General features: G+C 38.9%; 19 protein-coding genes, 2 tRNA genes and 1 pseudogene. 10 read left to right on the forward strand and 12 right to left on the reverse strand.

The annotated features are described in order from the left end of the window. Nucleotides 1-83: 83 nt before the first annotated feature. The 5 genes from CIK86_RS07065 to CIK86_RS07085 form a co-directional block, all read right to left on the reverse strand. Nucleotides 84-1325, reverse strand: coding sequence for an amidohydrolase family protein (locus tag CIK86_RS07065; protein ID WP_086996993.1), 1242 nt, complete (start codon nucleotides 1323-1325; stop codon nucleotides 84-86). Between the two features lie 12 nt (nucleotides 1326-1337). Then, nucleotides 1338-2720 (reverse strand): amidohydrolase, encoded by a 1383-nt coding sequence (locus CIK86_RS07070; RefSeq protein WP_011328405.1) that lies wholly within the window; start codon nucleotides 2718-2720, stop codon nucleotides 1338-1340. A gap of 100 nt (nucleotides 2721-2820) precedes the next feature. Then, nucleotides 2821-3606 (reverse strand): hypothetical protein, encoded by a 786-nt coding sequence (locus CIK86_RS07075; protein WP_086996996.1) that lies wholly within the window; start codon nucleotides 3604-3606, stop codon nucleotides 2821-2823. Nucleotides 3607-3653: 47 nt separating this feature from the next. Then, nucleotides 3654-4622: an IS30 family transposase gene (locus CIK86_RS07080; RefSeq protein ID WP_096317079.1), complete on the reverse strand. Its 969-nt coding sequence runs from the start codon at nucleotides 4620-4622 to the stop codon at nucleotides 3654-3656. Nucleotides 4623-4808: 186 nt separating this feature from the next. Then, nucleotides 4809-5501 (reverse strand): hypothetical protein, encoded by a 693-nt coding sequence (locus CIK86_RS07085; RefSeq protein ID WP_011328407.1) that lies wholly within the window; start codon nucleotides 5499-5501, stop codon nucleotides 4809-4811. Nucleotides 5502-5610: 109 nt separating this feature from the next. Here CIK86_RS07085 and CIK86_RS07090 point away from each other — a divergent pair, with 109 nt between their 5' ends. Both CIK86_RS07090 and CIK86_RS07095 read left to right on the forward strand, forming a co-directional pair. Beyond that, nucleotides 5611-6471, forward strand: coding sequence for a fructosamine kinase family protein (locus CIK86_RS07090; protein WP_086993452.1), 861 nt, complete (start codon nucleotides 5611-5613; stop codon nucleotides 6469-6471). 135 nt (nucleotides 6472-6606) lie between these two features. After that, a complete protein-coding gene (locus tag CIK86_RS07095; protein WP_011328409.1) occupies nucleotides 6607-6810 on the forward strand; it encodes a CPXCG motif-containing cysteine-rich protein in 204 nt (67 codons plus the stop codon). On the opposite strand, the gene CIK86_RS07100 is transcribed toward CIK86_RS07095, so the two are convergent. Further along, nucleotides 6807-7430 carry a riboflavin synthase subunit alpha gene (locus tag CIK86_RS07100; RefSeq protein WP_086993449.1) on the reverse strand — a complete coding sequence of 208 codons (624 nt, stop codon included), beginning with the start codon at nucleotides 7428-7430 and terminating at the stop codon, nucleotides 6807-6809. The two genes, CIK86_RS07095 and CIK86_RS07100, sit on opposite strands and share 4 nt — an antisense overlap. 171 nt (nucleotides 7431-7601) lie before the next feature. Between CIK86_RS07100 and CIK86_RS07105 the strand changes: the two genes are divergently transcribed. The 6 genes from CIK86_RS07105 (at nucleotide 7602) to CIK86_RS07130 (ending at nucleotide 15359) form a co-directional block, all read left to right on the forward strand. Then, nucleotides 7602-8957, forward strand: a complete 1356-nt coding sequence (locus CIK86_RS07105) for an MATE family efflux transporter (RefSeq protein WP_086993447.1) — start codon at nucleotides 7602-7604, stop codon at nucleotides 8955-8957. Then, nucleotides 8935-9987, forward strand: a complete 1053-nt coding sequence (locus tag CIK86_RS07110) for a DUF3080 domain-containing protein (protein ID WP_086993445.1) — start codon at nucleotides 8935-8937, stop codon at nucleotides 9985-9987. The genes CIK86_RS07105 and CIK86_RS07110 overlap by 23 nt, the downstream gene beginning before the upstream one ends. Nucleotides 9988-10101: 114 nt before the next feature. Then, nucleotides 10102-10178 (forward strand) — tRNA-Val (locus tag CIK86_RS07115). 146 nt (nucleotides 10179-10324) lie between these two features. After that, nucleotides 10325-10401, forward strand: a tRNA-Val gene (locus CIK86_RS07120). 400 nt (nucleotides 10402-10801) lie between these two features. Beyond that, a complete protein-coding gene (locus CIK86_RS07125; RefSeq protein WP_086993443.1) occupies nucleotides 10802-12322 on the forward strand; it encodes a catalase in 1521 nt (506 codons plus the stop codon). Nucleotides 12323-13034: 712 nt separating this feature from the next. After that, nucleotides 13035-15359: a TonB-dependent receptor gene (locus CIK86_RS07130; protein WP_086993441.1), complete on the forward strand. Its 2325-nt coding sequence runs from the start codon at nucleotides 13035-13037 to the stop codon at nucleotides 15357-15359. 178 nt (nucleotides 15360-15537) lie between these two features. On the opposite strand, the gene CIK86_RS07135 is transcribed toward CIK86_RS07130, so the two are convergent. Beyond that, nucleotides 15538-15867 (reverse strand): hypothetical protein, encoded by a 330-nt coding sequence (locus CIK86_RS07135; protein WP_086993439.1) that lies wholly within the window; start codon nucleotides 15865-15867, stop codon nucleotides 15538-15540. Between the two features lie 86 nt (nucleotides 15868-15953). Here CIK86_RS07135 and CIK86_RS07140 point away from each other — a divergent pair, with 86 nt between their 5' ends. Continuing rightward, the gene (locus tag CIK86_RS07140; protein ID WP_008466968.1) at nucleotides 15954-17090 is read left to right on the forward strand and encodes an ISAs1 family transposase; all 1137 of its coding nucleotides are present in this window, start codon (nucleotides 15954-15956) and stop codon (nucleotides 17088-17090) included. Here CIK86_RS07140 and CIK86_RS19240 read toward each other — a convergent pair. Then, nucleotides 17077-17214, reverse strand: a complete 138-nt coding sequence (locus tag CIK86_RS19240) for a hypothetical protein (protein ID WP_176359668.1) — start codon at nucleotides 17212-17214, stop codon at nucleotides 17077-17079. The two genes, CIK86_RS07140 and CIK86_RS19240, sit on opposite strands and share 14 nt — an antisense overlap. Before the next feature lie 403 nt (nucleotides 17215-17617). On the opposite strand from CIK86_RS19240, the gene CIK86_RS07145 reads away from it, so the two are divergent. After that, nucleotides 17618-18349 (forward strand): FCD domain-containing protein, encoded by a 732-nt coding sequence (locus CIK86_RS07145; protein WP_086995365.1) that lies wholly within the window; start codon nucleotides 17618-17620, stop codon nucleotides 18347-18349. Nucleotides 18350-18414: 65 nt separating this feature from the next. Here CIK86_RS07145 and CIK86_RS07150 read toward each other — a convergent pair. From CIK86_RS07150 to CIK86_RS07165, 4 genes and pseudogenes are all read right to left on the reverse strand, one after another. Then, nucleotides 18415-18807: pseudogene (locus tag CIK86_RS07150) on the reverse strand (TonB-dependent receptor); the annotation flags it as partial. Between the two features lie 370 nt (nucleotides 18808-19177). Beyond that, nucleotides 19178-19801 (reverse strand): nitroreductase family protein, encoded by a 624-nt coding sequence (locus CIK86_RS07155; protein ID WP_217896478.1) that lies wholly within the window; start codon nucleotides 19799-19801, stop codon nucleotides 19178-19180. A gap of 57 nt (nucleotides 19802-19858) precedes the next feature. Next, nucleotides 19859-20590: a sulfite exporter TauE/SafE family protein gene (locus CIK86_RS07160; RefSeq protein WP_086995362.1), complete on the reverse strand. Its 732-nt coding sequence runs from the start codon at nucleotides 20588-20590 to the stop codon at nucleotides 19859-19861. A gap of 1 nt (nucleotide 20591) precedes the next feature. After that, nucleotides 20592-21287 carry a pirin family protein gene (locus tag CIK86_RS07165; protein WP_086995358.1) on the reverse strand — a complete coding sequence of 232 codons (696 nt, stop codon included), beginning with the start codon at nucleotides 21285-21287 and terminating at the stop codon, nucleotides 20592-20594. Between the last annotated feature and the right edge of the window lie 84 nt (nucleotides 21288-21371).

Here is a 21371-nt window from a genome sequence, read left to right on the forward strand (position 1 = left end):
AAAGGCCGCTATTTATAAAATAGCGGCCTTTTTTAGTAGTAGCTTCAACCCCTAATATATAGGATGTTTAGCTTAGTTTCTGATTACTTAGTATATGCGCGTGGCATACTTGACTCAGTTGTATAACGGTCACGCAGTTTATCTTGGCGAGATTGTGTAGATACCTCAACCCCATTAATAAACATTTTGCTCACGTGGCTGCTAAGCTCAAACGGATCATTGCTCCACATAACCACATCGGCCGCTTTACCTACCGCTAAGCTGCCTGCATTAATGCCAAATACCTCAGCCACGTTAGCTGTAACTGCTTTTAATGCGCCTTGCTGGCTCATACCATACGATACAGCATTACCCGCATCAAAACGTAGCTGGTAAACGTTATGACTGGCATCGCCGCCCACTGTTAGCAATACTTTTACGCCGGCTTTTTCAAGTAAGCCTGCGTTATTTAAACTCGCATTTAATGAGTCAAAACTACCTGGCAAACTATCCATAGCACTAATGATCACTGGAATGTCTGCTTTAGCTAAACGCTCTTTAACTACAACAGCATCTTGCGCACCATTAAGTACTAAGTTAATGCCAAACTGCTGCTTTACTTTAATAAGCTCAACTATATCGGCAGCGCGAGATACATTAACGATTAATGGCATTTCACCGCTAAGTACTTTAACCATTATTTTATCTTCGGTGGTTGGCTTTTTGTCATCTTTTTTAGCTTTTTTATCGGCTTTAGTTTGATGTTCATCTAGCTTATTTATAAGTGTTTGCAAAGTAAACGCACGTGAACCTTTACGGCGCTCACCTAAATTAACCACTAGTGCCACTTGTTTTTGCAGTACGCTTTCAAAACTACCACTTAAATCAACTACACTAGCAAGGCCTGCAAAAATACTCTCGCCGCCCTGTGGGGTGATCACATCGCGTGTAATTCCGCCTTTACGTGCGTAAGGAATTAACCCCGAGTGGCCGTTAAAAGCTAAACTTGCATCAAAATCAATACCGGCTTTTTCATCGCCGCCATCGCGTGAGCCTGCAACCGCGCCTACTTCAACTAAACCTAATTGGTTAATACTGGCAATAAAGCCAGGCGTTACTATTTGGCCCTTAGCATCAATAATTTTGTCGGCTTTTACAGCGCTTGGATTAATGGCAGAAATTTTGCCATCAGTCATTACAATGCTCGCGCCCTCTAATACACCTTGCTCTGTTGAGGTGTGTAATGTGGCGTTAATAATTGCCAGTGACTGCGCATTAACCGCGCCTGCTGCTAATAACCCTGTAGCAACCAGAGAAAGCGAAAACGAACGTGATAAATTTTTCATTCTGGGTGCTCCTTATTGTTGACCTAACATAAAATCACTTGTTGCCTGATACGTGCTATCGTTTCTATCGTAAACTTTTGCACCATCAACAAACACTTGCTCAGCTTTAGCGTAAACACTAAACGGGCTTTGGTTCCAAATAACCACATCGCCCTGTTTACCGGCTTCGAGTGAGCCTGTTTTATCATCAATTCCTAGTGATTTTGCCGCATTAGCGGTGATCCACTTAATTGCGTGTTGCTCCGAAATATCAAAACCATTTTGATTAGCGCGGAACATTACCTTAGCAGCCTCTTGGTTTAAGCGCTGAATAGTCGTATCTGAATCAGAATGAACTACCGCACACGAGTTTTTAACTGCATCAACAATGGCCACATTTTCTTGCACCATGTCGTAGGCTTCCATTTTAAAGCCCCACCAGTCTGGCCAAAGCGCAGCACATGAACCGTTTGCAGCTAGCATGTCAGCAATTTTATAGGCTTCTATACCATGATGAAAAGTACCCGCGTGATAATTAAATTCTTTTGAAAGGTCAATCATCATCGCCATTTCTTCTGCTTTATAGCAATGGTTATGAATGCGCACTTCGCCCTCTAACACTCCTCGCAATGTATCGTATTTAATATCGCGGGTAGGTGCTGCTGGGTTTTTACCCGCTGCATAATCGCTATCGTATTTATCCCACGCGCGTTTGTATTCTACAGTTTCGGCCCATGCCATTCTGTAACCGGCCATGTTCCCCATACGGGTTGACGGTAACGTGCCTTTACGACCATAAACGCGTTTTGGGTTTTCGCCACACGCCATTTTTAAGCCGTACGGCGCATCTGGAAATTTCATTGCTTGCATTGTATGCGCTGGTACGTTTTTAAGTGTTACGCCGCGCCCACCAAACAAGTTAGCAGAGCCAGGTAATATTTGTAGTGAGGTAATACCGCCTTCGCGAGCACGGTTAAAGCCTGGATCTTGTGGCCAAATAGAGTGCTCTACCCATACTTCCGCTGTATTTGGGCTGGTCATTTCGTTACCGTCTTGATGCGACTCAACCGAGGGGCTTGGATATGCACCTAAATGTGAGTGAACGTCAATTATACCCGGTGTGACCCACTTGCCTTGAGCATCAATTGTGGTATCTGCTGATGCAGTTAAATCTTTGCCTACTTGTTGTACTTTACCATCAACAAGTAATACATCGGTATCATCTAAGCGCTCGCCCGTACCTGTTAATACAGTGGCATTAGTGATCAGCGTGCTTGATGTAGCAACCACTTTATAAGTACTTGGGTAAGGGTTTTTGTTTATTGTTATTTTATCGTCTTGTGGGCCGTTTTCTTGGCAACCAACAAGTGCAGTTGCTAAGCCAATAGCTAACAATGAGGGAGCAAATTTTTGCATGTTATTCGGTTCTCCTGTTTTTTTGCTACTTTAGCTAAAGCTAACTAATAAAGCTAAAAAAACAGGCCAAAAACCAATAAATTGAGATGAGTTACTGTAATTACTTTTTTATATAATTGTTATAAAGTTTCTCTAGTGCGCCTTCGGTTGTTAACACTGGATCTTTTTCCATAAAGTGCTTAACAGTGCGAGTTACAAAATCAGAGTTTTGTTTGTGCAGCTTTGAAAAATCTTTAATTAACGTGTTGCCATCTTTAGCGGCAGTTACTTTGTCATGCCGATGACGATACTGGCTAAGTGCTTTGTTAAAATCGCCTTGATAGTCTTCAACCAATATTTTATAAAAATCACTTTTATCAACATTTAAGTCGGTAATACAGTAGCTTAGTGCCTCTTTAAAATCAGTAAATAACACGCCTTCTACGTCAAATTCTTTGGTTTTTTCCCGCACTGTGACCTTAGCCTCTTCAGTGACGTAACTAAAGCCAGTAAATGCTAAGCGCTCTGCGGCTTCTTTACCTAGTTTCATACCCGCTTGAATGCTGTGCGCAAACTCGTCGCTCATATCACCCAGTTCACTCTCTTCCCACATATTATAAACACGCAGTGGTTTAGCGTATTTATTAGAAAGCTTTTTTTTCATTTTAGTAAAGCGCTCATCTATCGTCATTAACCTTTCGTTATGTAGTAGCGCATAGCACTCATAACATGCCGGTATTGATACAAAGTCGGCTTCTTCACCTAGGTCAATAATGCTTTGTAGCATGTGTAATGGCGGACAATGGTCGCGCTCTGTCGCTTCACAGCCACAATAAAAACATTGGTTAAAGTGCTGTTGGTCGCATGCATACGCCTGCTGATAATAACTGGCTAGCGTTTTACTCACAGTGGCTCCTTTTAATTAAACTCGAATTCAAGTATTAAGTGCAATCATTATGCAGCCACCAGTATTTCTGATTGCCCCGTAAATAATTCATGAGGGGTTTTATACCCTCTTGTTTTTCTTGGCCGATGGTTGAGCTTATCAACTGCCGCCTGTATCTCTGCTTCACTTAGCGCCATAAAGTCAGTTCCCTTGGGGAAGAAGCGTCTAAGTAAGCCGTTGGTATTCTCATTTATGCCCCGCTCCCATGATGAATAGGGATGAGCGAAATACACATCAGCTTCTAATGCTTGTGCAACATGCTCATGGTGAGCAAACTCTTTTCCATTATCTAACGTCACGGTAATAACCCTATCTTTATATGGTGTCATACACTTGATCAGCGCATCGGCTGTTATTTTCGCATGCTTGCTTTCAATTCTGTGAACGACTGTATATAACGTTTTACGTTCAACCATTGTGACAAGCGCATTTTTACGCCCTTTACCTATCACTGTATCGCCCTCCCAATCACCAATCCTAGACTTTGAATCCACAATACTTGGGCGTTCATCAATGCTGACTCGATTAACTATCTGTCCACGTTTATCATAGCTTCCATAGCGTTTTTTATACTTTTTACATGCACGAGTGAGTGTCTTATGTAGCTTGCCACCACGAGCCTTGTCTCTGTAAATATATTGATAAATTGTTTCATGATGTAAAACGACCTGTTTCTCTAAAGCTAAGCGGCCTGCCACTTGCTCAGGGGAAAGTCCGTCATGCAACAATTTATTAATCCAGTGAGTGACGTCCTCTGTTAACTTACTTGCTTTGAAAGATGACTTACGTCTTTGTTCAGCAAAGTTATTGGCTTGGTTAGGCCGATAGCCTTTAAGTCCTTTATTGCGTTTTAGCTCTCTAGAAATAGATGACGGTGAACGAGTTAGTTCTTCAGCTATCTGCTTTTGGTTATTTCCTGCTTTTATTAACGCGTAAATCTGGTATCTTTCTTCTTGTGTCAGCTGTTTATATTTCATTAAAGCAATTTCCTTTGGCGAGAAAATGGCCGAATTATAACAGCTGGCCATCTAATCTGAGAAATTGCACTTATTATCCGAATTTAGGAAACACTAAAAATTAGGGGGCGATAATAACAGTCTGAAAAAATATGTCAGTAGCTATAAAATACTTTTAATAAAATTATTTTATAGCTCAGACTATATTTAAATCACGGCAGCGATTAACCCAAACAATCCACCAAACACGCCGCCCCATACAACTAACCAACCTAAGTGCTCGCGGATCATGGTTTGAATAATCTCTTTAACCATTTTAGGGGTTAGTTCATCAAGGCGCTCATCAACTAATTTAAGCACTGTATTGTGTAAACTTTCAGCACTATTACTTTGCGAAAGTGTTTGACTAACTAAGGCTTTAAAGTTATCAGTTTGAGATATTTCTCCAAGCGACAGTTGCATTTTTTCAATGAATTTTTCACGCATTGGCTCAACCGCCGCACTGCCACCAAACATAGCAAGCATGCTGCCAAACTGAGATTGCTCAATTACCTCTAGTAAACTGTCGAATGCGGGGTTTAAATCAACATTATTTATTATTGGTTCAAAGTCGATATTAGGTTGCGCTTTGCTGAGTAAGCTATTAATTTTTTGCTCTGAAAAAAACTCAGTTAAAATTAAGTTTCTTATTGCTACTTTAAAGCTTTGAAACTTTAACGCGATTACTCCCGAACCATATAAAAAAGGTACTTTTTCGAACAGCATATGAATAGCTAATAAATTAGTCACTGCTCCAGAGAGTGCAAATAAACCAACCGACAGCACAATTGCCTGATCAAATATAAAGCCGAGAACAACAAATATACCCGCTAGCAAATTGGTTATTAAACTTTTATTCATTTTTATTCCATTTCAGTGATTTATGGCATTAATTTTACAACGATTAGTTTGTTAAATTAATACCTTTTTGCCATAGTTTAAGTATCGGTTTAAAAAGCGAGCAATTGTTATGTGGAAAACAGTAAACGAGCAAATAAGCCAAGCCATACATTATGACTTTAAACATACTCATAAACAGCAACTTCAGAGCACCAACACCGACAAACTTTTTAATATAACCAATGGTACGCACAACTATTTAGTAAAAGTAGCGTTAAAAAATGAGCTTGAGCGCCTAGAAAGCGAATCGCTTGGTTTAAAGCTGCTCACAGAAAACGGGGTGTTTATAGTGCCTGATTGCATTACAACAGGTGCAAATATAGAGTTCTCGTTTATTGTTTTAGAGTGGTTAGAATTTGACAAACAACCACACCCCACATGGAACGCAATGGGAAAAGGCTTAGCAATGTTGCATCAAAAGCATCAGCAAGCCATGTTTGGTTTTGATGTAGATAATTATTTAGCCACTACAGTACAGCCTAATAGCTGGCATAAAAAGTGGAATATATTTTACGCCGAAGAGCGCATAGGCTGGCAATTACAATTATTGGCAGAAAAAGGCATTATATTTATAGAGCCAGAGCGATTAATTAATTTAGTAAAAGAGCAATTACACAGCCACCCCGTAGAGCCATCATTATTACATGGCGATTTTTGGCGTGGTAATGTAGGGTTTATAAATACAGTACCGAGTATATTTAACCCTGCCTGTTATTACGGTGACCGAGAGGTTGATATAGCCATGAGCGAGCTATTTGCACCACTGCCAGATGATTTTTACAGCGCTTATAATCAACAATATCCGTTGCTAGCAAGTTTTGAGCAACGTAAATTAATATACCAGCTTTACCCTATTTTAAACCACGCTAATATTTTTGCGGGGCATTACCTTACCCAAGCAAAACAACACATAGAAAGGTTAATAAAGTAATCCTAATAAACTAAATTAAACGCAGTAAACATTTAATCCCGACTATATTGAGCTTATACCAATAGCATTAAGTAAGTGATTAATTAGTGTAATTATATTATTGAAAGCCTACTTAATAATGTACATGGAGTGATTATGAAAAACTTTGTATCGCAACGTATTTCATGTCCGCACTGCGGGCATCATATTCATTTAGATTTAGATGCCAGCATGGGAGATCAAGACTACATAGAAGAGTGCAGCGCCTGTTGTAACCCTATTCATTTAAACATGCACATTGACCATGCTCGTAATAAACTAGAATTACATGTAGATAGCGGCGACGAACAAATATTTTAACTCTGCTGACGCAAGTAGTTCTCGACCGTATTTATTATGGTATAGGTTTGCTGATCTACCTCAATATTAAACTCATCACCTAGCTTAGCTGCATCTAAGTTGGTAATAGCGAGGGTTTCGGGAATAAGGTGCAGCCAAAAGCCCTGCTCATCAACATTACCTACAGTTAAACTTGCGCCATTTATAGCCACAAAACCTTTATACAATACATACTTTTGCCACTGCGGCGGTATGCACAATTGCATTTTATAATTACTTTGCTGTTTAACTATTTGCACCACTTTAGCCGTACAGTGAATATGGCCAGACACAATATGCCCGCCAAGTTCAGTACCAAAGGTTACTGAACGCTCATAATTAACTAAACTGCCCAGTTCAAGCTTACCTAAGTTAGTTAACTTGAGTGTTTCATCAATCACATCAAAATATACCTGCGCCATTAAATCATCACTTGCTAATACTTTAACAACTGTTAAACAACAGCCATTAATAGCAATACTCGCCCCTAAATTTAGTTGCTGTATATATTGCTTTTCAACCGCTATGGTTAATTGCATCACGCCATTTACTTGGTTAGCCGACACGACTCTCGCTTGGGTTTGTATAATTCCTGTAAACATATAATCTCTTAAGTTTATTACAAAATTGGGGCTGTTAAGCCTTTGCTGCTTAATAGCCTCTAGTTTAACGTATCAAGTTATAAAATCATGCACTCTTAATAATTATCTTAATGGATTGGCACCCCGCAATAGATTACAATTATGCCCTGTATTATTTCTTAGCTGTTTGTTATGACATTTAGTAATTGGGAAGCTAAACGCTTACTTTCCCTTGCCATCCCCGTTTTTTTAGCTCAGGTTACCCTTGTTTTAATGTCTGTCGTCGATACGATTATGGCAGGCCAAGTAAGCCCAACTGATTTAGCTGCTTTATCTATTGCCACTGGTATTTGGAACCCATTATTACTTGCACTGCAAGGTATTTTACTCGCTTTAACCGGTGTTATTGCACAGTTTGCGGGGGCCAACGATAAAAAAGGCATCAGCCATTATTTTCAACAAGCTTTATATTTAACTGCGCTGCTATGTATTGCTGGGTTTGGTATTGCTCAATTTGCCGATATTATTATATTAAAGCTCGACACCAGCCCTGCTATAGCAACACTTGCCAGTGATTATATTCGCTTTGTTAAATGGGGAGTATTTGGCTTTTTAATTTTTACCGTTTACAGAAATATGACCGAAGGTATGGGCATGACCAAACCCGCTTTTTATATCAGCCTGTTAGGTTTAGCGGTTAATATTCCGGTTAACTATATTTTTATTAATGGCTTATTTGGCCTACCCGCTTATGGCGGCGCAGGCTGTGGTATTGCTACTGCATTAGTATTAACTGTAATGGCAATAGCCCAGGTTATTTATTGCCAAATGAGTAAAAAAATAGGTGCTAAAGGCTTAATGACTCCATTTGAAAAACCTAATTTAACCACTATTGGCATTATCACTAAATTGGGTATTCCTATTTCATTAGCTACTTTTTTTGAAGTAACCTTATTTGCCTGCATTCCATTATTTATAGCCCATTTAGGCGCCGTAGCCGTATCTGGCCATCAGATTGCCGCCAGTGTTACCACTTTATTGTTTATGATGCCGCTCAGCCTTTCTATTGCTATAAGTATACGTATAGGCAACTTATATGGTCAAAACCATTTAAAACAACTAAAAGTTGCTGTTTCAACTAGCTATATACTGGCAGCGCTCATTGCCCTGTTTGTTGCCGTAACTACCTTTTTAGGCCGCGATTTAATAAGCCAACTGTACAGCGACAGCCCCGAAGTACTGGCACTGGCTTCATCTATCATGATTTTAGCCTGTATATATCAACTACCTGATGCACTACAAGTTGCTGCAAATGGCATATTACGTGGATTAAAATACACCGCACCTATTTCATACATTACATTTGTATCGTATTGGTTAGTTGGCTTTGCACTAGGCTATGTATTAGCCAGAACCGACTTAATCGTCCCAGCAATGGGCCCACATGGTTTTTGGTTGGGCATTATTGTTGGCTTAACACTCGCTGCTGTATTGTTAATGTACACAGTACATAGACGTTTTAAATATGAACCATCTTTGCAAGCTTAAACGGCTATTAGTAAAGCCACTGCCAATAACCTGTTTATTGGTAGTGTGCTTTATTGCATTAACCGCTTGTAGCGATAAGCCCAGTAATGCAAATCATACTTATATCCAGCGGCTAGCAAACACGCTTGATTTACAGCCAGTAACACCAAAACCGCTAGTGCCACTAAGCTTAATACCATTAACTGTATTAAGTGATAGCAACATCACCTTGGGCATTATTCAACTTGCCAGTTTAAGCCACTGCAAACTTAACGTCCTCATTAGCGAGCATAATAACCAACTCGGTAAAACCGCCACAGCGGCAAGCATATTAATCTATCAAATAAAATTTATACAAAGTGCGCAGCAGTGCTTAACGACACTTGAAAAAGACTCTTCTATTTATAAAAAGATTTTGGCGGCAACCGAACACAAACAAAATAACTTAATGCACTACTTTAATAGCATGCTCTATAAAGAGTCCGAGCTTAATCGCATTTGGCAACTGAGCTCGCGAGAGCTTTCAATAACCCCAGCAGGCTTTAGCGACACAGTAAATGCCGTAACAAAGCTGGTAAATATTAAACAACAAATAACCAAGCAGCAGTTTGCACAAATAAACTCCGAGCATTTATTTGCCGCACTAGAGCAGCTTAATAAATACCAGTTTAACCAGCAGCTAATTCAATCAGTAAGAACGCAAATAGCCCTAAATAACAGTGCTACCCAATTTATAAACACCATAAATATTAGCCAGCTATGCCAAGCAGGTAAAAATAATAACCAAGCGCAAATTGTAAATAATATCTTTAAAAAATATTACTTAGGACAAGTGCAACCTTACCAAGCACAACTCGCCGGCTACTTAGAAACCCTGCAACCGCTATATCAACAACTTTGGTATAAAACAGCAATCACCAGCAAACCAATTAATAATTTACTCCAGCCCAATGCAAACAGTAACTTATTGAACCAACTAAAATACTCAGCTAAAAACCATGTACTTTGGTGGCAAGTTTTTTATAAAACGTGTGAAATCAGCCCAATATGAATAAAAAAACGGCAAATAAACGCAAAAACTATAAAGCTGCTTGATCCAACTCCCATCACGCTATATATTAGCGCCCGTGCTACCTAGTTAGCACTTAGCTTAAATTAAAGTAATACGACTGTAGCTCAGTTGGTTAGAGCACTACCTTGACATGGTAGGGGTCGGTGGTTCGAATCCACTCAGTCGTACCAACATTTAAGAAAAAGTATAATTGAAGGAAAGAGCACTACCTACTCTTGATCACCCGGTCCAAGAGTCAGTGGTTCGAATCCACTCAGTCGTACCAACATTTATTCTTAACCTAAAGAATAAATTTATTTAAGAATTCAATTGTAGTACGACTGTAGCTCAGTTGGTTAGAGCGCTACCTTGACATGGTAGAGGTCGGTGGTTCGAATCCACTCGGTCGTACCAATTCAAAGTAATGAGAACATCTAAAAAGAACACTCCCAACTCTTGCTCACCTACTCTAAAGCTCTACGGTTAAAACCAACTCAATCACACCAGCTAACTCTTTCATTTTAAGCAGTTAAATACCCCAAGTAGTTTATCTAATTCTTAATACTTAAGCATAATTACTAAAAGTATAAACTTTGGCTGCAACTAAAGCTTTGTTTAATGATAATTTGATTTGCATGTTTCGCTATCGAAGATAAGCCTATTCTAAAAGCCTTTTTATAAAACTTTAAATACCATTTTTTACAGGGATCTATCTCGGCTGATTTTCGTACTATACTATTTGGGCTATTAGTATAGTATTGAGTAATCAGTGTATTTTGTTTTCATTCTAAATAATCATTAAAGGAGCAATTGTATGAGTGATAAAAGATGTCCTTTTGACCATACCCCTCTCACCACTAACAGCGGTGCGCCTGTTGTTGATAACCAAAATAGTATGACCGCTGGTAAGCGTGGGCCATTACTTGCTCAAGACGTTTGGCTAAATGAAAAGCTGGCAAATTTTGTACGCGAAGTTATTCCAGAGCGCCGTATGCATGCAAAGGGTTCTGGCGCGTTTGGCACATTTACTGTTACTAACGACATTAGTAAGTATTCTTGTGCAAAAATATTCAGCGAAGTTGGTAAAAAAACCGAAATGTTTGCTCGATTTAGTACGGTTGCTGGTGAACGTGGCGCTGCTGATGCTGAACGTGATATTCGTGGGTTTGCATTAAAGTTTTATACCGAAGAAGGCAATTGGGATATGGTGGGTAATAATACCCCTGTATTCTTTTTGCGCGATCCTCTTAAATTCCCAGATTTGAATAAAGCGGTAAAGCGCGATCCTCGTACTAATATGCGCTCTGCAACTAACAATTGGGACTTTTGGACTTTATTACCTGAAGCACTCCATCAAGTAACGGTTGTAATGAGTGATCGTGGTATACCTGCCTCGTATAGACATATGCATGGTTTTGGCTCACACACCTATAGTTTGTGGAATGAAGCCGGTGAGCGCTTTTGGGTGAAATTTCATTTTCGTACACAGCAAGGTATTAAAAACTTAACCGATGCAGAAGCTGCTGAAATAGTTGCTATGGATCGTGAAAGTAATCAAAAAGATTTATTTGAATCGATTGAGCGCGGCGACTTCCCTAAATGGAAAATGTATGTGCAAATTATGCCTGAAGCCGAAGCTGATAACGTGCCGTATCATCCTTTTGATTTAACTAAAGTATGGCCTAAAGGTGATTACCCACTGATTGAAGTAGGTGAGTATGAGTTAAATAAAAACGCTGATAACTACTTTGCTGATGTAGAGCAAGCTGCTTTTGCACCGAGTAATTTAGTACCTGGAATTGGTGTATCACCAGATAAAATGCTACAAGCCCGTTTAATTAACTACGCTGATGCACAGCGCTACCGTGTAGGTGTGAATCATAATCAAGTGCCGGTAAATCAACCTCGCTGCCCTGTTAATAGCAATGCGCGCGATGGACAAGGCCGTGTTGATGGTAACTATGGCGCAAGGCTACACTACGAACCGAATAGCTTTGGCCAGTGGCAAGAGCAGTCACAATATGTTGAGCCGCCACTTAAAATTAATGGCGATGCTAAACATTACGACTTCCGTGAAGACGATAGCGACTACTTTAGCCAACCACGCGCTCTTTTTAACTTAATGAATGATGAGCAAAAACAAGCGCTATTTAGTAATACGGCGGCACAAATGGGTGATACCTATGACTTTATTAAATATCGTCATATTCGTAACTGTAATCAGTGCGATCCTGCCTATGGTGAAGGTGTTGCTAAAGCGCTTGGAATGACGGTTGCTGATGCGATAAAAGCACGTGAAACAGACCCTGCAAAACATTTACCTGGCTGCTTATAAACTATTAGTTATATCTAAATTTTGATATTACAGCTAGAAACACAGTTTTAATAAGCAAGGATGCTTTGTTATATTTAGTGTTTAGTACACAGCGTTAGTAAAAGCGATGTACTAAGCACTATATTAGCTCTTGTAACTTCGTAATGAGGGAAATTATTGTATAGTTATAACTTATTGACTGGCTTTGCTCGCAAACCCCTGTTAACAAATCTATTAATTAAGCGGCCACTATACCAATAAAAACACCGCCAATACCGCCATAAACTACAACAAAGTAAATAACTGCTGCCATAAATATATTTATGCTTTGCCACCTACTTAATGTAGTTGCATTTCTTAGTAATAAACGACTAGTTATTAATAATAAGCTACATATAAAAAGTTATACTGCTACGGCTTTTGCGGTTGCTTTACTTACTAATTTAAATCTTTTAGCCACAACTCGCCCACTAATATAAATTATTAACCCACCTATGGTGAAAAGGCTGTTAGTACAAAAGCCATACCTCAATATTAACTAGTAACGCTATAGCATCATCCGTAATCACTACAGGGGCATTTGTGTAAATGCTTGCCTATATAAATCCCCCTTTTTTAACTCTTTTTGTTTTTTAAATGTAAATATATTGAACTCACTATTGAGAACGCGATTGATATCTATTATCATCCGCGGCATATTCTAAACTTACGTTACTTTCATAAAGGAACTACAATGAAATCTCGCCCGCTTTATCTGGCCACACTAATAAGTACATTTTTAACATCAGCAGCTGTTACCGCTGATGACAACACTGCTGAAAATATGGAGGTTTTAGTTGTAACAGCCTCAGGTTACGAGCAAAAATTAATTGATGCACCCGCTAGTGTTTCTGTTGTTTCTCGCGAAGAACTACAAAATAGACCATTTACTAGCCTTGCTGATGCACTTCGTGATATTGAAGGTATTGATGTTGGTGCAGGGCAGGATAAAAACGGTAATATAAGTATTACGATGCGTGGCCTACCAGAGAGCTATACTTTAGTGCTTATTGATGGCCGACGTCAAAGTGATGTGGGCAATATTGGTCCAAATAACTTTGGCAACAGCCAATTTATGTACATGCCACCACTTGAAGCAATTGAGCGAATTGAGGTTGTTCGTGGTCCTATGTCAACTTTATATGGCGCCGATGCAATTGGCGGTGTAATAAATATTATTACTCGAAAAAACCTTGATACAACTCATGGCAGCGTTACCGTAAGCAGTAATATTCAACAAGACGAGCAGTACGGCAACGATAATAAAATTGATGTATATTTAACCGGCCCAAGTGGTATTGAAGGACTAACTTATGGCCTAAGAGGAAGCTTTTATGATCGCCAAGAAAGTGAACCCACATACAGCGAAAGCTTACCACTCCCCGATGGCAGTATGTGGGAAGATGACGGCAGCTTCGGAGATAAAAAAATTGTTGCTGCACATAACTGGAATGCTGGCGCAACAATAAATTACCTAATAAATAATCAAAACGAAATTAGCTTTGAATACGATGTTGCAAAGCAACGTTACGATAATACTGAAGGCCAAACAGGCAGCTTAGATAGCCCTGTAAGTTTATGGCGTATTAGTAATGGGATAGTACAACCTAGAGTTGGCTACACTCCTTATCAACGAGTTGAGCGTGAGCAATTTGTGTTTGCGCATGTTGGTCGGTACGATGCCGGTACGCTAACAAGCAATATTACGCAAAGTAGTAGTGAAAATTTTGGCCGTTCACTTCCATTAAATGTGCAAGAGCGTTTAGGTGTACAAGCAATTTGGGATCAGGCAGTAATTGATCAAAATACCGATAAGCCAGCATTAACAGATGAAATTTACACACAGCTAGATGAAGCTTTTTTACCTCGCCCACTGCGTACTTTAAAGCTTGATAACTTAATAATTAATGCTAAATTCGAGTCAAATATCAATAACCATTACTTTGTAATTGGTGCGCAATACTTTGATGCTGAAATGGAAGATGGCGTATTTGGTATGTATGGCGACGGTTATCGTGAAGGTACAACTCAAAATCACCGTCAAACGGCTATATTTGCTGAAGATAACTGGGAAATTACTCCCGAGTTAACGGCCACTTTTGGTGCGCGTTATGATCATCATAATATTTTTGGTTCACAAGTTAGTCCCCGTGCTTACTTAGCTTACTCCCCTACTAATGAGTGGACGTTTAAAGGCGGTATTAGTACTGGCTATAAAACACCAGAGCCAAACCAGCTATTCCCTGGTATTACTGGTTTTGGTGGCCAAGGTACAAAACCATTTGTTGGTACACCTGACTTACAGCCTGAAACAAGTGTTAACTATGAAGTAGCCGCTTATTTTAATGGCAATGATAACTTCAGCGGTAATGTCACCGTATTTTACAATGATTTTAATGATAAGATAATCAATCAAGATAACTTACCAAACTGTGAAATAGCTATTGCCGATGAGCCTTGTGTAGAAATTGGTGCAGGTTGGGCTAGTATTGGTAGTACTACATTTACTCAAGCGGCCAACGTTGATAAATCAGTTACTCGTGGTATTGAAGTTGCTGCAAAATGGCAAATTATTGAGAAGCTATCACTGCGTGGCAATTACACATACACAGATAGCGAAGTGAAAAGCGGTCGAGATGAAGGCCTACCTTTGGTTAATACACCTAAAAACATGTATAACTTAACACTTGCATGGCAACCATTAGATGATTTAAGTATTTCACTTATTTCAGAAATTCGTAGTGACCGTTACCGTGGTACCGCTAATGTATCTGGTCCACAAGGCCCTGAAACACAAAAGCTATACTACAAAGCCTATGATTTATACCACTTAGCTGCCAACTATAAAATAAACGATAGCTTAGCACTTAATGCACGTATTAATAATCTATTAGATGATGACCTTTCGAGTCGCTCATGTCTGCTTGCAACATCAGAGCAAGAATACGAATGCCTTTCTGATTATAATACGACCCAAAAAGCACGTAGTTTATGGGTTTCAATGAGTTATAGCTTCTAATTAGCCATCCACAAAACAAAGCCCAGCAATAATACTGGGTTTTGTTTGCTTGCTTTTTGATTGTATTTTTAGTCGGCAAAGTGATCAATATTAAATATCAGACTATGCATTTAATAAATATACTCAACTAAAGCTATTATATAAATTAAGTGCTTATTGTGTTAATAATTAACCTTCTCTATTCATGAGAGCTAATCATAAAAAATTCAAAACCGTTTTTATGCTCACTTAAGTCTTGATTAAAGCCAGCCGACACATATAAAAAGCCATCATTTTCTACAAGCTGCTTAAGCTTATTTACACTATCAGAAAAGTCATCCATAAAATTAGTCTCGGAATTTTCAAGCAACTTTTTATGCCCAAATAAAGCCTTTGGTGCGCACTGATTTGATTTAACAAATTCAGTTAACGTATCTTGATTAGAAAAGGTTTTAAAACCAAGTTTACACTCGGCTAAAAATGCTAATAAATCTGTAAAATCAACTTCAACAAATGTTGAATCTTCCATTACCCCACGGCAAGATCATTATAAATTGAACTTATAGAGCAAGTAGTGATCAGATCAAGGCATAATAATTACTTGGTCGCATAAATATGAGCACTACTTTTCTGAAACATTTTAATTCAATTACAGATCCTCGCATTGAACGTTGTAAAAAGCATGAACTTATCGATATTCTTCTCCTTGCTATTAGCGCTGTGCTCTCTGGTGCAGAAGGATGGGAAGATATTGAAGACTTTGGGCACCTAAAACTTGATTGGTTAAAAAAATACGGCACGTTCAACGCAGGAATTCCAAAACATGACACGATTGCGCGCGTCATGTGTCGGTTAAAAGCAAATGAAATAGAAAGGGCATTTCAATCTTGGATATCATCACTGATTGAAACCACAGGTGCAGATATCATCGCTATCGATGGCAAAACCGCACGGCGTTCATTTACCACAAAAGACAGAAAAAGTGCCTTACACACGGTCAGTGCATGGAGTTGCCAACACCAGTTAGTGCTTGGGCAGACGGCTGTTGATAATAAAACAAATGAAATCACCGCAATACCAGAATTACTCACCCTGCTCGATATTGAAAACAGTATCATTACGTTAGATGCGATGGGATGCCAACAAGAAATAGCAAAACAAATCATCCAACAAAAAGCAGATTATATTCTTGCACTTAAAGGTAATCATTCAGGCATGCAAAAGGAACTAGAAGCGTGGTGGCACAAGTGCGAGCGTGAAAGGTTAACTAAGCATAATTGTGATGAACATACCGAAATAAGCTCAGGACATGGGCGTGTTGAAACACGTACATGCCAGCAGTTACTTATAGATAAAAGCTGGTTAGGCAAGGATTATCGTTGGCCTGGCTTAACGAGTATTATTAAGGTCAGGGCTGAAGTTCATGATAAGTCGGCAGGGTCGGATACCACTGAAACACGCTGGTATATAAGTTCATTAGACTTAAATGCAGCGCAAGCACTCAATGCGGTACGCAGTCACTGGCAGGTTGAAAGCATGCATTGGATGCTTGATATGAACTTCAGAGAAGATGAATCGAGAATACGCAAACTTCAAGGGCCATTAATGTTTAATGTAATGCGAAAGATAGCCATGGCGCTTTTTAAACAAGATGCATCTAAGTCAGCAAGTATGGCGAGGAAAAAGAAAATGGCAGGGCTAGACGATGATTACCGCTCAACCCTGTTAGAGTCTGGGATTAAAATGCGCTAGCCGTGTCCATTACCCGAATAAAGGTTAAAATTAAATCATTTGAAAAAGTATCACCAAACTGACTTTTAATTGAATCTGCTATGTCATTTTTAACTTCAAGCGGGAACGCTTTATAACTTTTCATACTAAACTCCTTTTATTTATATATTTAACTCATGGCTTTAAATAAACCATGTATTTAATCGCTAAATTTTTAATTGCTTATAAATGCATTTTTAAAGTGTTGAATAGGCTACCTCAAACCACAGCATTATGCCTTAGATTTATTTGTAAATAAGATTGATTAATAAATGCGTTTTTGTTTGCAATAATACGCTAGGTATTTATCAATAGAGAAATGTATATCAATACCTTACATGAAAAGTGAAGCCAATTTGACAAGCTTCTTGAAGGGAGTTATCTTACCAATTAGTATTATAAAATTACCAATTAACTTACGATTACAAAGTAGGCGTAAAGTAGCCTTATTAATTTTCTATTGTGGCAACATTATGAATTTACAACAATTTAAATCAGAGGATATGAAAATGAAAAGGCGCAGACGTTTTTGGACAATTGTTGAAAAATTAGAAGCCGCGATAGCTCAAGGCATTTATCCTGTGGGTACACGGTTACCAGCAGAGCGTGAGTTAGCCGAAATTCACCAAGTAAGCCGCCCGACTATACGCGAGGCAATTATTGCACTTGAAGTTAGAGAGCGCGTTGAAGTAAAAACGGGATCTGGTGTTTTTGTTACTGACACTAAAAAGTCAGAAAGCTTCGCTAAACCAATTAGTGCATTTGAGCTAACTCAAGCCCGTGCTTTGGTTGAAGCAGAGGCTGCAGCACTGTCTGCCGCAACGATACAAAGTGAAGAGTTAGCGTTGTTAAAACAAACACTTGATGACATGCGTATTGCTGAAACCGCGAATGCAGCCGATCAACGTTTTCATGAAATTATCGCGCAATCAACCCGTAATAACGCTATTGTTTTAACAATTAATAATCTTTGGAAGTTGAGATTAACCGAACCTGTAATTATCTCGGCTCATGAAGATGTTTGTTCGCAAAGTAACGAGCAACGAATACAAGAACACACTGCTATATACGAAGCAATTGCATCGCATGACTCATCAGCAGCAAGAAAAGCAATGCATAACCACTTTAACCGATTAATTAATGCATTATTTGCAGCCAGTGAAGCTAAAGCGCTTGAAGAGATAAAACGTAAAACAGATGAAACGCGTGGATTGTATTCTATTACCCATTTAACCCACTAAGTTAGTGTGTTCACCAAATAAAAAAGGCTCTAAATTAGAGCCTTTTGTGTGTTAATTGCTTTAAATTAGAACTTAAAGCTCATACCCAAGAATAAGCGTGGGCCATAGTCATTCACTTCACCTAAGTTCCCCTCAACAAAGAAGTCTTGTGATTTAGGTGCACTAAATAAGTTAATTGCCTCTGCTTTAATTCTAATGTGCTCATTAATTTTATAAGATGCGCGCATTTCCCACACCCCTACCCCGTCTACATAACGTAAGCGAGTACCATTAGATGTGTAAGGTTGGAAGTATTCGCTACGGTATTTGTAAATAACCGCGGTATCAAATCCACCAATTTGGTAGTACAACTGGCTACTAAATACATGCTTAGAAAAGCCAGGTACTGAAGCTGGTGGAATAATACCTGCTTGCAGTTGAGTTGAATTTCCATCTACATCAGTTTCATACGTGTCGCCTAATAATTTAAGGAACTATGAAAGCCACGGTATTGTTTTTATAGGATAAAGCTATATTGCCAAGCGTTTGATTATTGAAGCTATAAATTGCTAATTTAAAAATATAAGCTAAGTAGAGGTTACAAAGCGAAGTAGTGCTTATCATTTTATACTGAATGCTATTGCTAGGTGCTAGGTATTAGGTGCTATGGCGGGTATTCTGATTTATTCACTAAAAAAGTAAGTCATACTTTACATTACAAATGTTAAAGTTAAACGCTTTGGCTGTTGTTTAAATCAATGTTAGATTAATTGGTTACTTATAAAAAATGAAACCGCTAGAAATACATCTAAACGGTTTCATTGGTTAAATTATATTAAAGTAAGTGTATTAACCAAATACTTTCATACGTTCTTCAACCGGTTTAAACTCCTTGTCGCCTGCTGGCTGATCGATAGCGCCAAATACCATTTGTGCATTCAATTCCCAGTCTGCAGCTATGTTCCACTCATCTGCAACTTTTTGATCGATAACTGGATTATAATGTTGCAGGTTGGCACCAATGTCTAAGCTAGCCAATGCTGTCCAAATCGCATACTGATGCATAGCGCTGCTTTGTTGCGCCCAAATTGGAAATTTGTCAGCATACAAAGGTGCAGCTTCTTGCATGTTTCTTACTACGGCTTTGTCCTCGAAGAACAATACCGTACCTGCACCGGCTCTAAAGCCTGCAATTTTATTTTTAGTACCTTGAAATTTTTCGTCGTCACCAACGATAACTCTAAGCGTTTCTTCAGTAATGTCCCACAGTTTGTGATGCTCATCACCAAACAAAACGACGATACGTGCCGATTGTGAGTTAAAAGCTGATGGCGTATGCAAAACTGCGTGCTCAACAAGCTTAACTACTTCTTCGTTAGAAACTGGCAACTGATCGCTTAGAGCATAGATAGAGCGACGCTTCTGTGCTAATTGTTGTAAATCTTTTAAGTTTGACATTTTCAATTCAGACATGAGTATCTCCTGTGGTTGTTCAAATATTTAAGTAATTAAAAACTAATCTATTTACAGTTACTTACCTAAAAGTAACCAAAAACCGAGCACTAACAATAAATAATTCATTATCTTTAAAAATAACACTTTATCCAGTACTTCATTAATTTTTACCCCTAACCAATTACCTACAAATGCCAGTGGGAAAAAGGCCAGTGCAGTTAAAATTGTCTCACCCGTTAACAAGCCGAACGATAAAGCTGCAATAAGTTTTATTACATTCATCATTGCGAAAAATATCGCCACGGTAGCAACAAACTTACCCGGAGTAAGCCCTATCGCTGTGAAATAAATAATAATGGGTGGCCCACCTGCATGCACTAAACTGCTGGTAATACCGGAGAACATGGACATTATCCCCGCGCCAATTTTATTACTGAGAATTTTAAGCGAGCTTTTTTTAAAGAAAATATTTTTAATTGAAAAAACAATACATATTAAGGCGATTATCAAGCGTAAGTGCTTTGCATTAATAACGTCTATAATTAAATAAGCAATGAGCACACCTACTATTGCCCCAGGAATTAGGGGCAGAAGTAGTTGATTGTCCCATTTTCGCCAGTAACTTCTTACGCTTAACATGTCGCCAATAATTAATAGTGGCAGCATCAGTGCAATGGCTTGCGCTGCTGGCAATTTTAGCATTAGCAGCGGCACGGCAAACACGCCTAATGCCCCTGCAAATGCTGATTTTGAAACACCTATTAACACAACAACAGCTGCTATTAAAACAAGTGTTGTAATATCCATACTAGAAATCCGCCGGTAATTCAAACCATAAAGCTTCAAGTTCAGCTGTTGCTTCAAGGTTTAACTCTGTCGCGGGGTCAACCGCAAAGGCATCACCTGCAGCAAATTCTTTACCATCAACCATTACGCTACCTTTTACAATGTGCAGGTAACCAATTTGCTTACCCGAGGCCAGCATAAACGTTTGTTGCACGTTTAAAACTAAGCGTGACAAGCTTGCATCTTGATTAATTGACAATGCATTTTCGCCGCCCTCTGGTGTAAGTAATGGCGTTAGTGGACCATTTTGCGCAATACTTTTTTGCTCATAACTTGGTTTAATTCCCATTTTATTGGGCTGTATCCAAATTTGTAAAAACTTAACTTGGTCAGTGTTAGATGCATTATATTCTGAATGCATTACGCCACTGCCCGCACTCATACGTTGTACGTCGCCTGCCGGTACAGTGTGCTTATTGCCTTCACTGTCCTCATGCTTTAATGCGCCTTGCATAACATACGAAATAATTTCCATATCGCGGTGCCCGTGCGTCCCAAAACCTTTACCTGGCATAACCATGTCGTCGTTTATTACGCGCAGTGCTGAAACACCCATATGTTTTGGATCGTAGTAACTGCCAAAAGAAAAACTATGTTTGCTTTGCAACCAACCAAGATCGACCGAGCCGCGCTCTTGTGACTTTCTTATATATTTCATTATAAATTCCTTCATCTATTTCAATGAAGCCAGTTTACTACTGTGTTTATACGATTAAAATTAGCTGTTTTAGTATCAATCATT

The organism is Pseudoalteromonas sp. JB197, from assembly GCF_002332205.1.
GTDB classification, from domain to species: domain Bacteria; phylum Pseudomonadota; class Gammaproteobacteria; order Enterobacterales; family Alteromonadaceae; genus Pseudoalteromonas; species Pseudoalteromonas nigrifaciens.

Bases quoted from the DNA above. Each gene is read 5' to 3' on its own strand.
- CIK86_RS07065 (WP_086996993.1), bottom strand. From the start codon at position 1,325: ATGAAAAATTTATCACGTTCGTTTTCGCTTTCTCTGGTTGCTACAGGG.
- CIK86_RS07155 (WP_217896478.1), bottom strand. From the start codon at position 19,801: ATGTCTGAATTGAAAATGTCAAACTTAAAAGATTTACAACAATTAGCA.
- CIK86_RS07135 (WP_086993439.1), bottom strand. From the start codon at position 15,867: ATGGAAGATTCAACATTTGTTGAAGTTGATTTTACAGATTTATTAGCA.
- CIK86_RS07160 (WP_086995362.1), bottom strand. From the start codon at position 20,590: ATGGATATTACAACACTTGTTTTAATAGCAGCTGTTGTTGTGTTAATA.
- CIK86_RS07145 (WP_086995365.1), top strand. From the start codon at position 17,618: ATGAAAAGGCGCAGACGTTTTTGGACAATTGTTGAAAAATTAGAAGCC.
- CIK86_RS07105 (WP_086993447.1), top strand. From the start codon at position 7,602: ATGACATTTAGTAATTGGGAAGCTAAACGCTTACTTTCCCTTGCCATC.
- CIK86_RS07090 (WP_086993452.1), top strand. From the start codon at position 5,611: ATGTGGAAAACAGTAAACGAGCAAATAAGCCAAGCCATACATTATGAC.
- CIK86_RS07080 (WP_096317079.1), bottom strand. From the start codon at position 4,622: ATGAAATATAAACAGCTGACACAAGAAGAAAGATACCAGATTTACGCG.
- CIK86_RS07095 (WP_011328409.1), top strand. From the start codon at position 6,607: ATGAAAAACTTTGTATCGCAACGTATTTCATGTCCGCACTGCGGGCAT.
- CIK86_RS07125 (WP_086993443.1), top strand. From the start codon at position 10,802: ATGAGTGATAAAAGATGTCCTTTTGACCATACCCCTCTCACCACTAAC.
- CIK86_RS07100 (WP_086993449.1), bottom strand. From the start codon at position 7,430: ATGTTTACAGGAATTATACAAACCCAAGCGAGAGTCGTGTCGGCTAAC.
- CIK86_RS19240 (WP_176359668.1), bottom strand. From the start codon at position 17,214: ATGAAAAGTTATAAAGCGTTCCCGCTTGAAGTTAAAAATGACATAGCA.
- CIK86_RS07110 (WP_086993445.1), top strand. From the start codon at position 8,935: ATGAACCATCTTTGCAAGCTTAAACGGCTATTAGTAAAGCCACTGCCA.
- CIK86_RS07130 (WP_086993441.1), top strand. From the start codon at position 13,035: ATGAAATCTCGCCCGCTTTATCTGGCCACACTAATAAGTACATTTTTA.
- CIK86_RS07085 (WP_011328407.1), bottom strand. From the start codon at position 5,501: ATGAATAAAAGTTTAATAACCAATTTGCTAGCGGGTATATTTGTTGTT.
- CIK86_RS07140 (WP_008466968.1), top strand. From the start codon at position 15,954: ATGAGCACTACTTTTCTGAAACATTTTAATTCAATTACAGATCCTCGC.
- CIK86_RS07165 (WP_086995358.1), bottom strand. From the start codon at position 21,287: ATGAAATATATAAGAAAGTCACAAGAGCGCGGCTCGGTCGATCTTGGT.
- CIK86_RS07070 (WP_011328405.1), bottom strand. From the start codon at position 2,720: ATGCAAAAATTTGCTCCCTCATTGTTAGCTATTGGCTTAGCAACTGCA.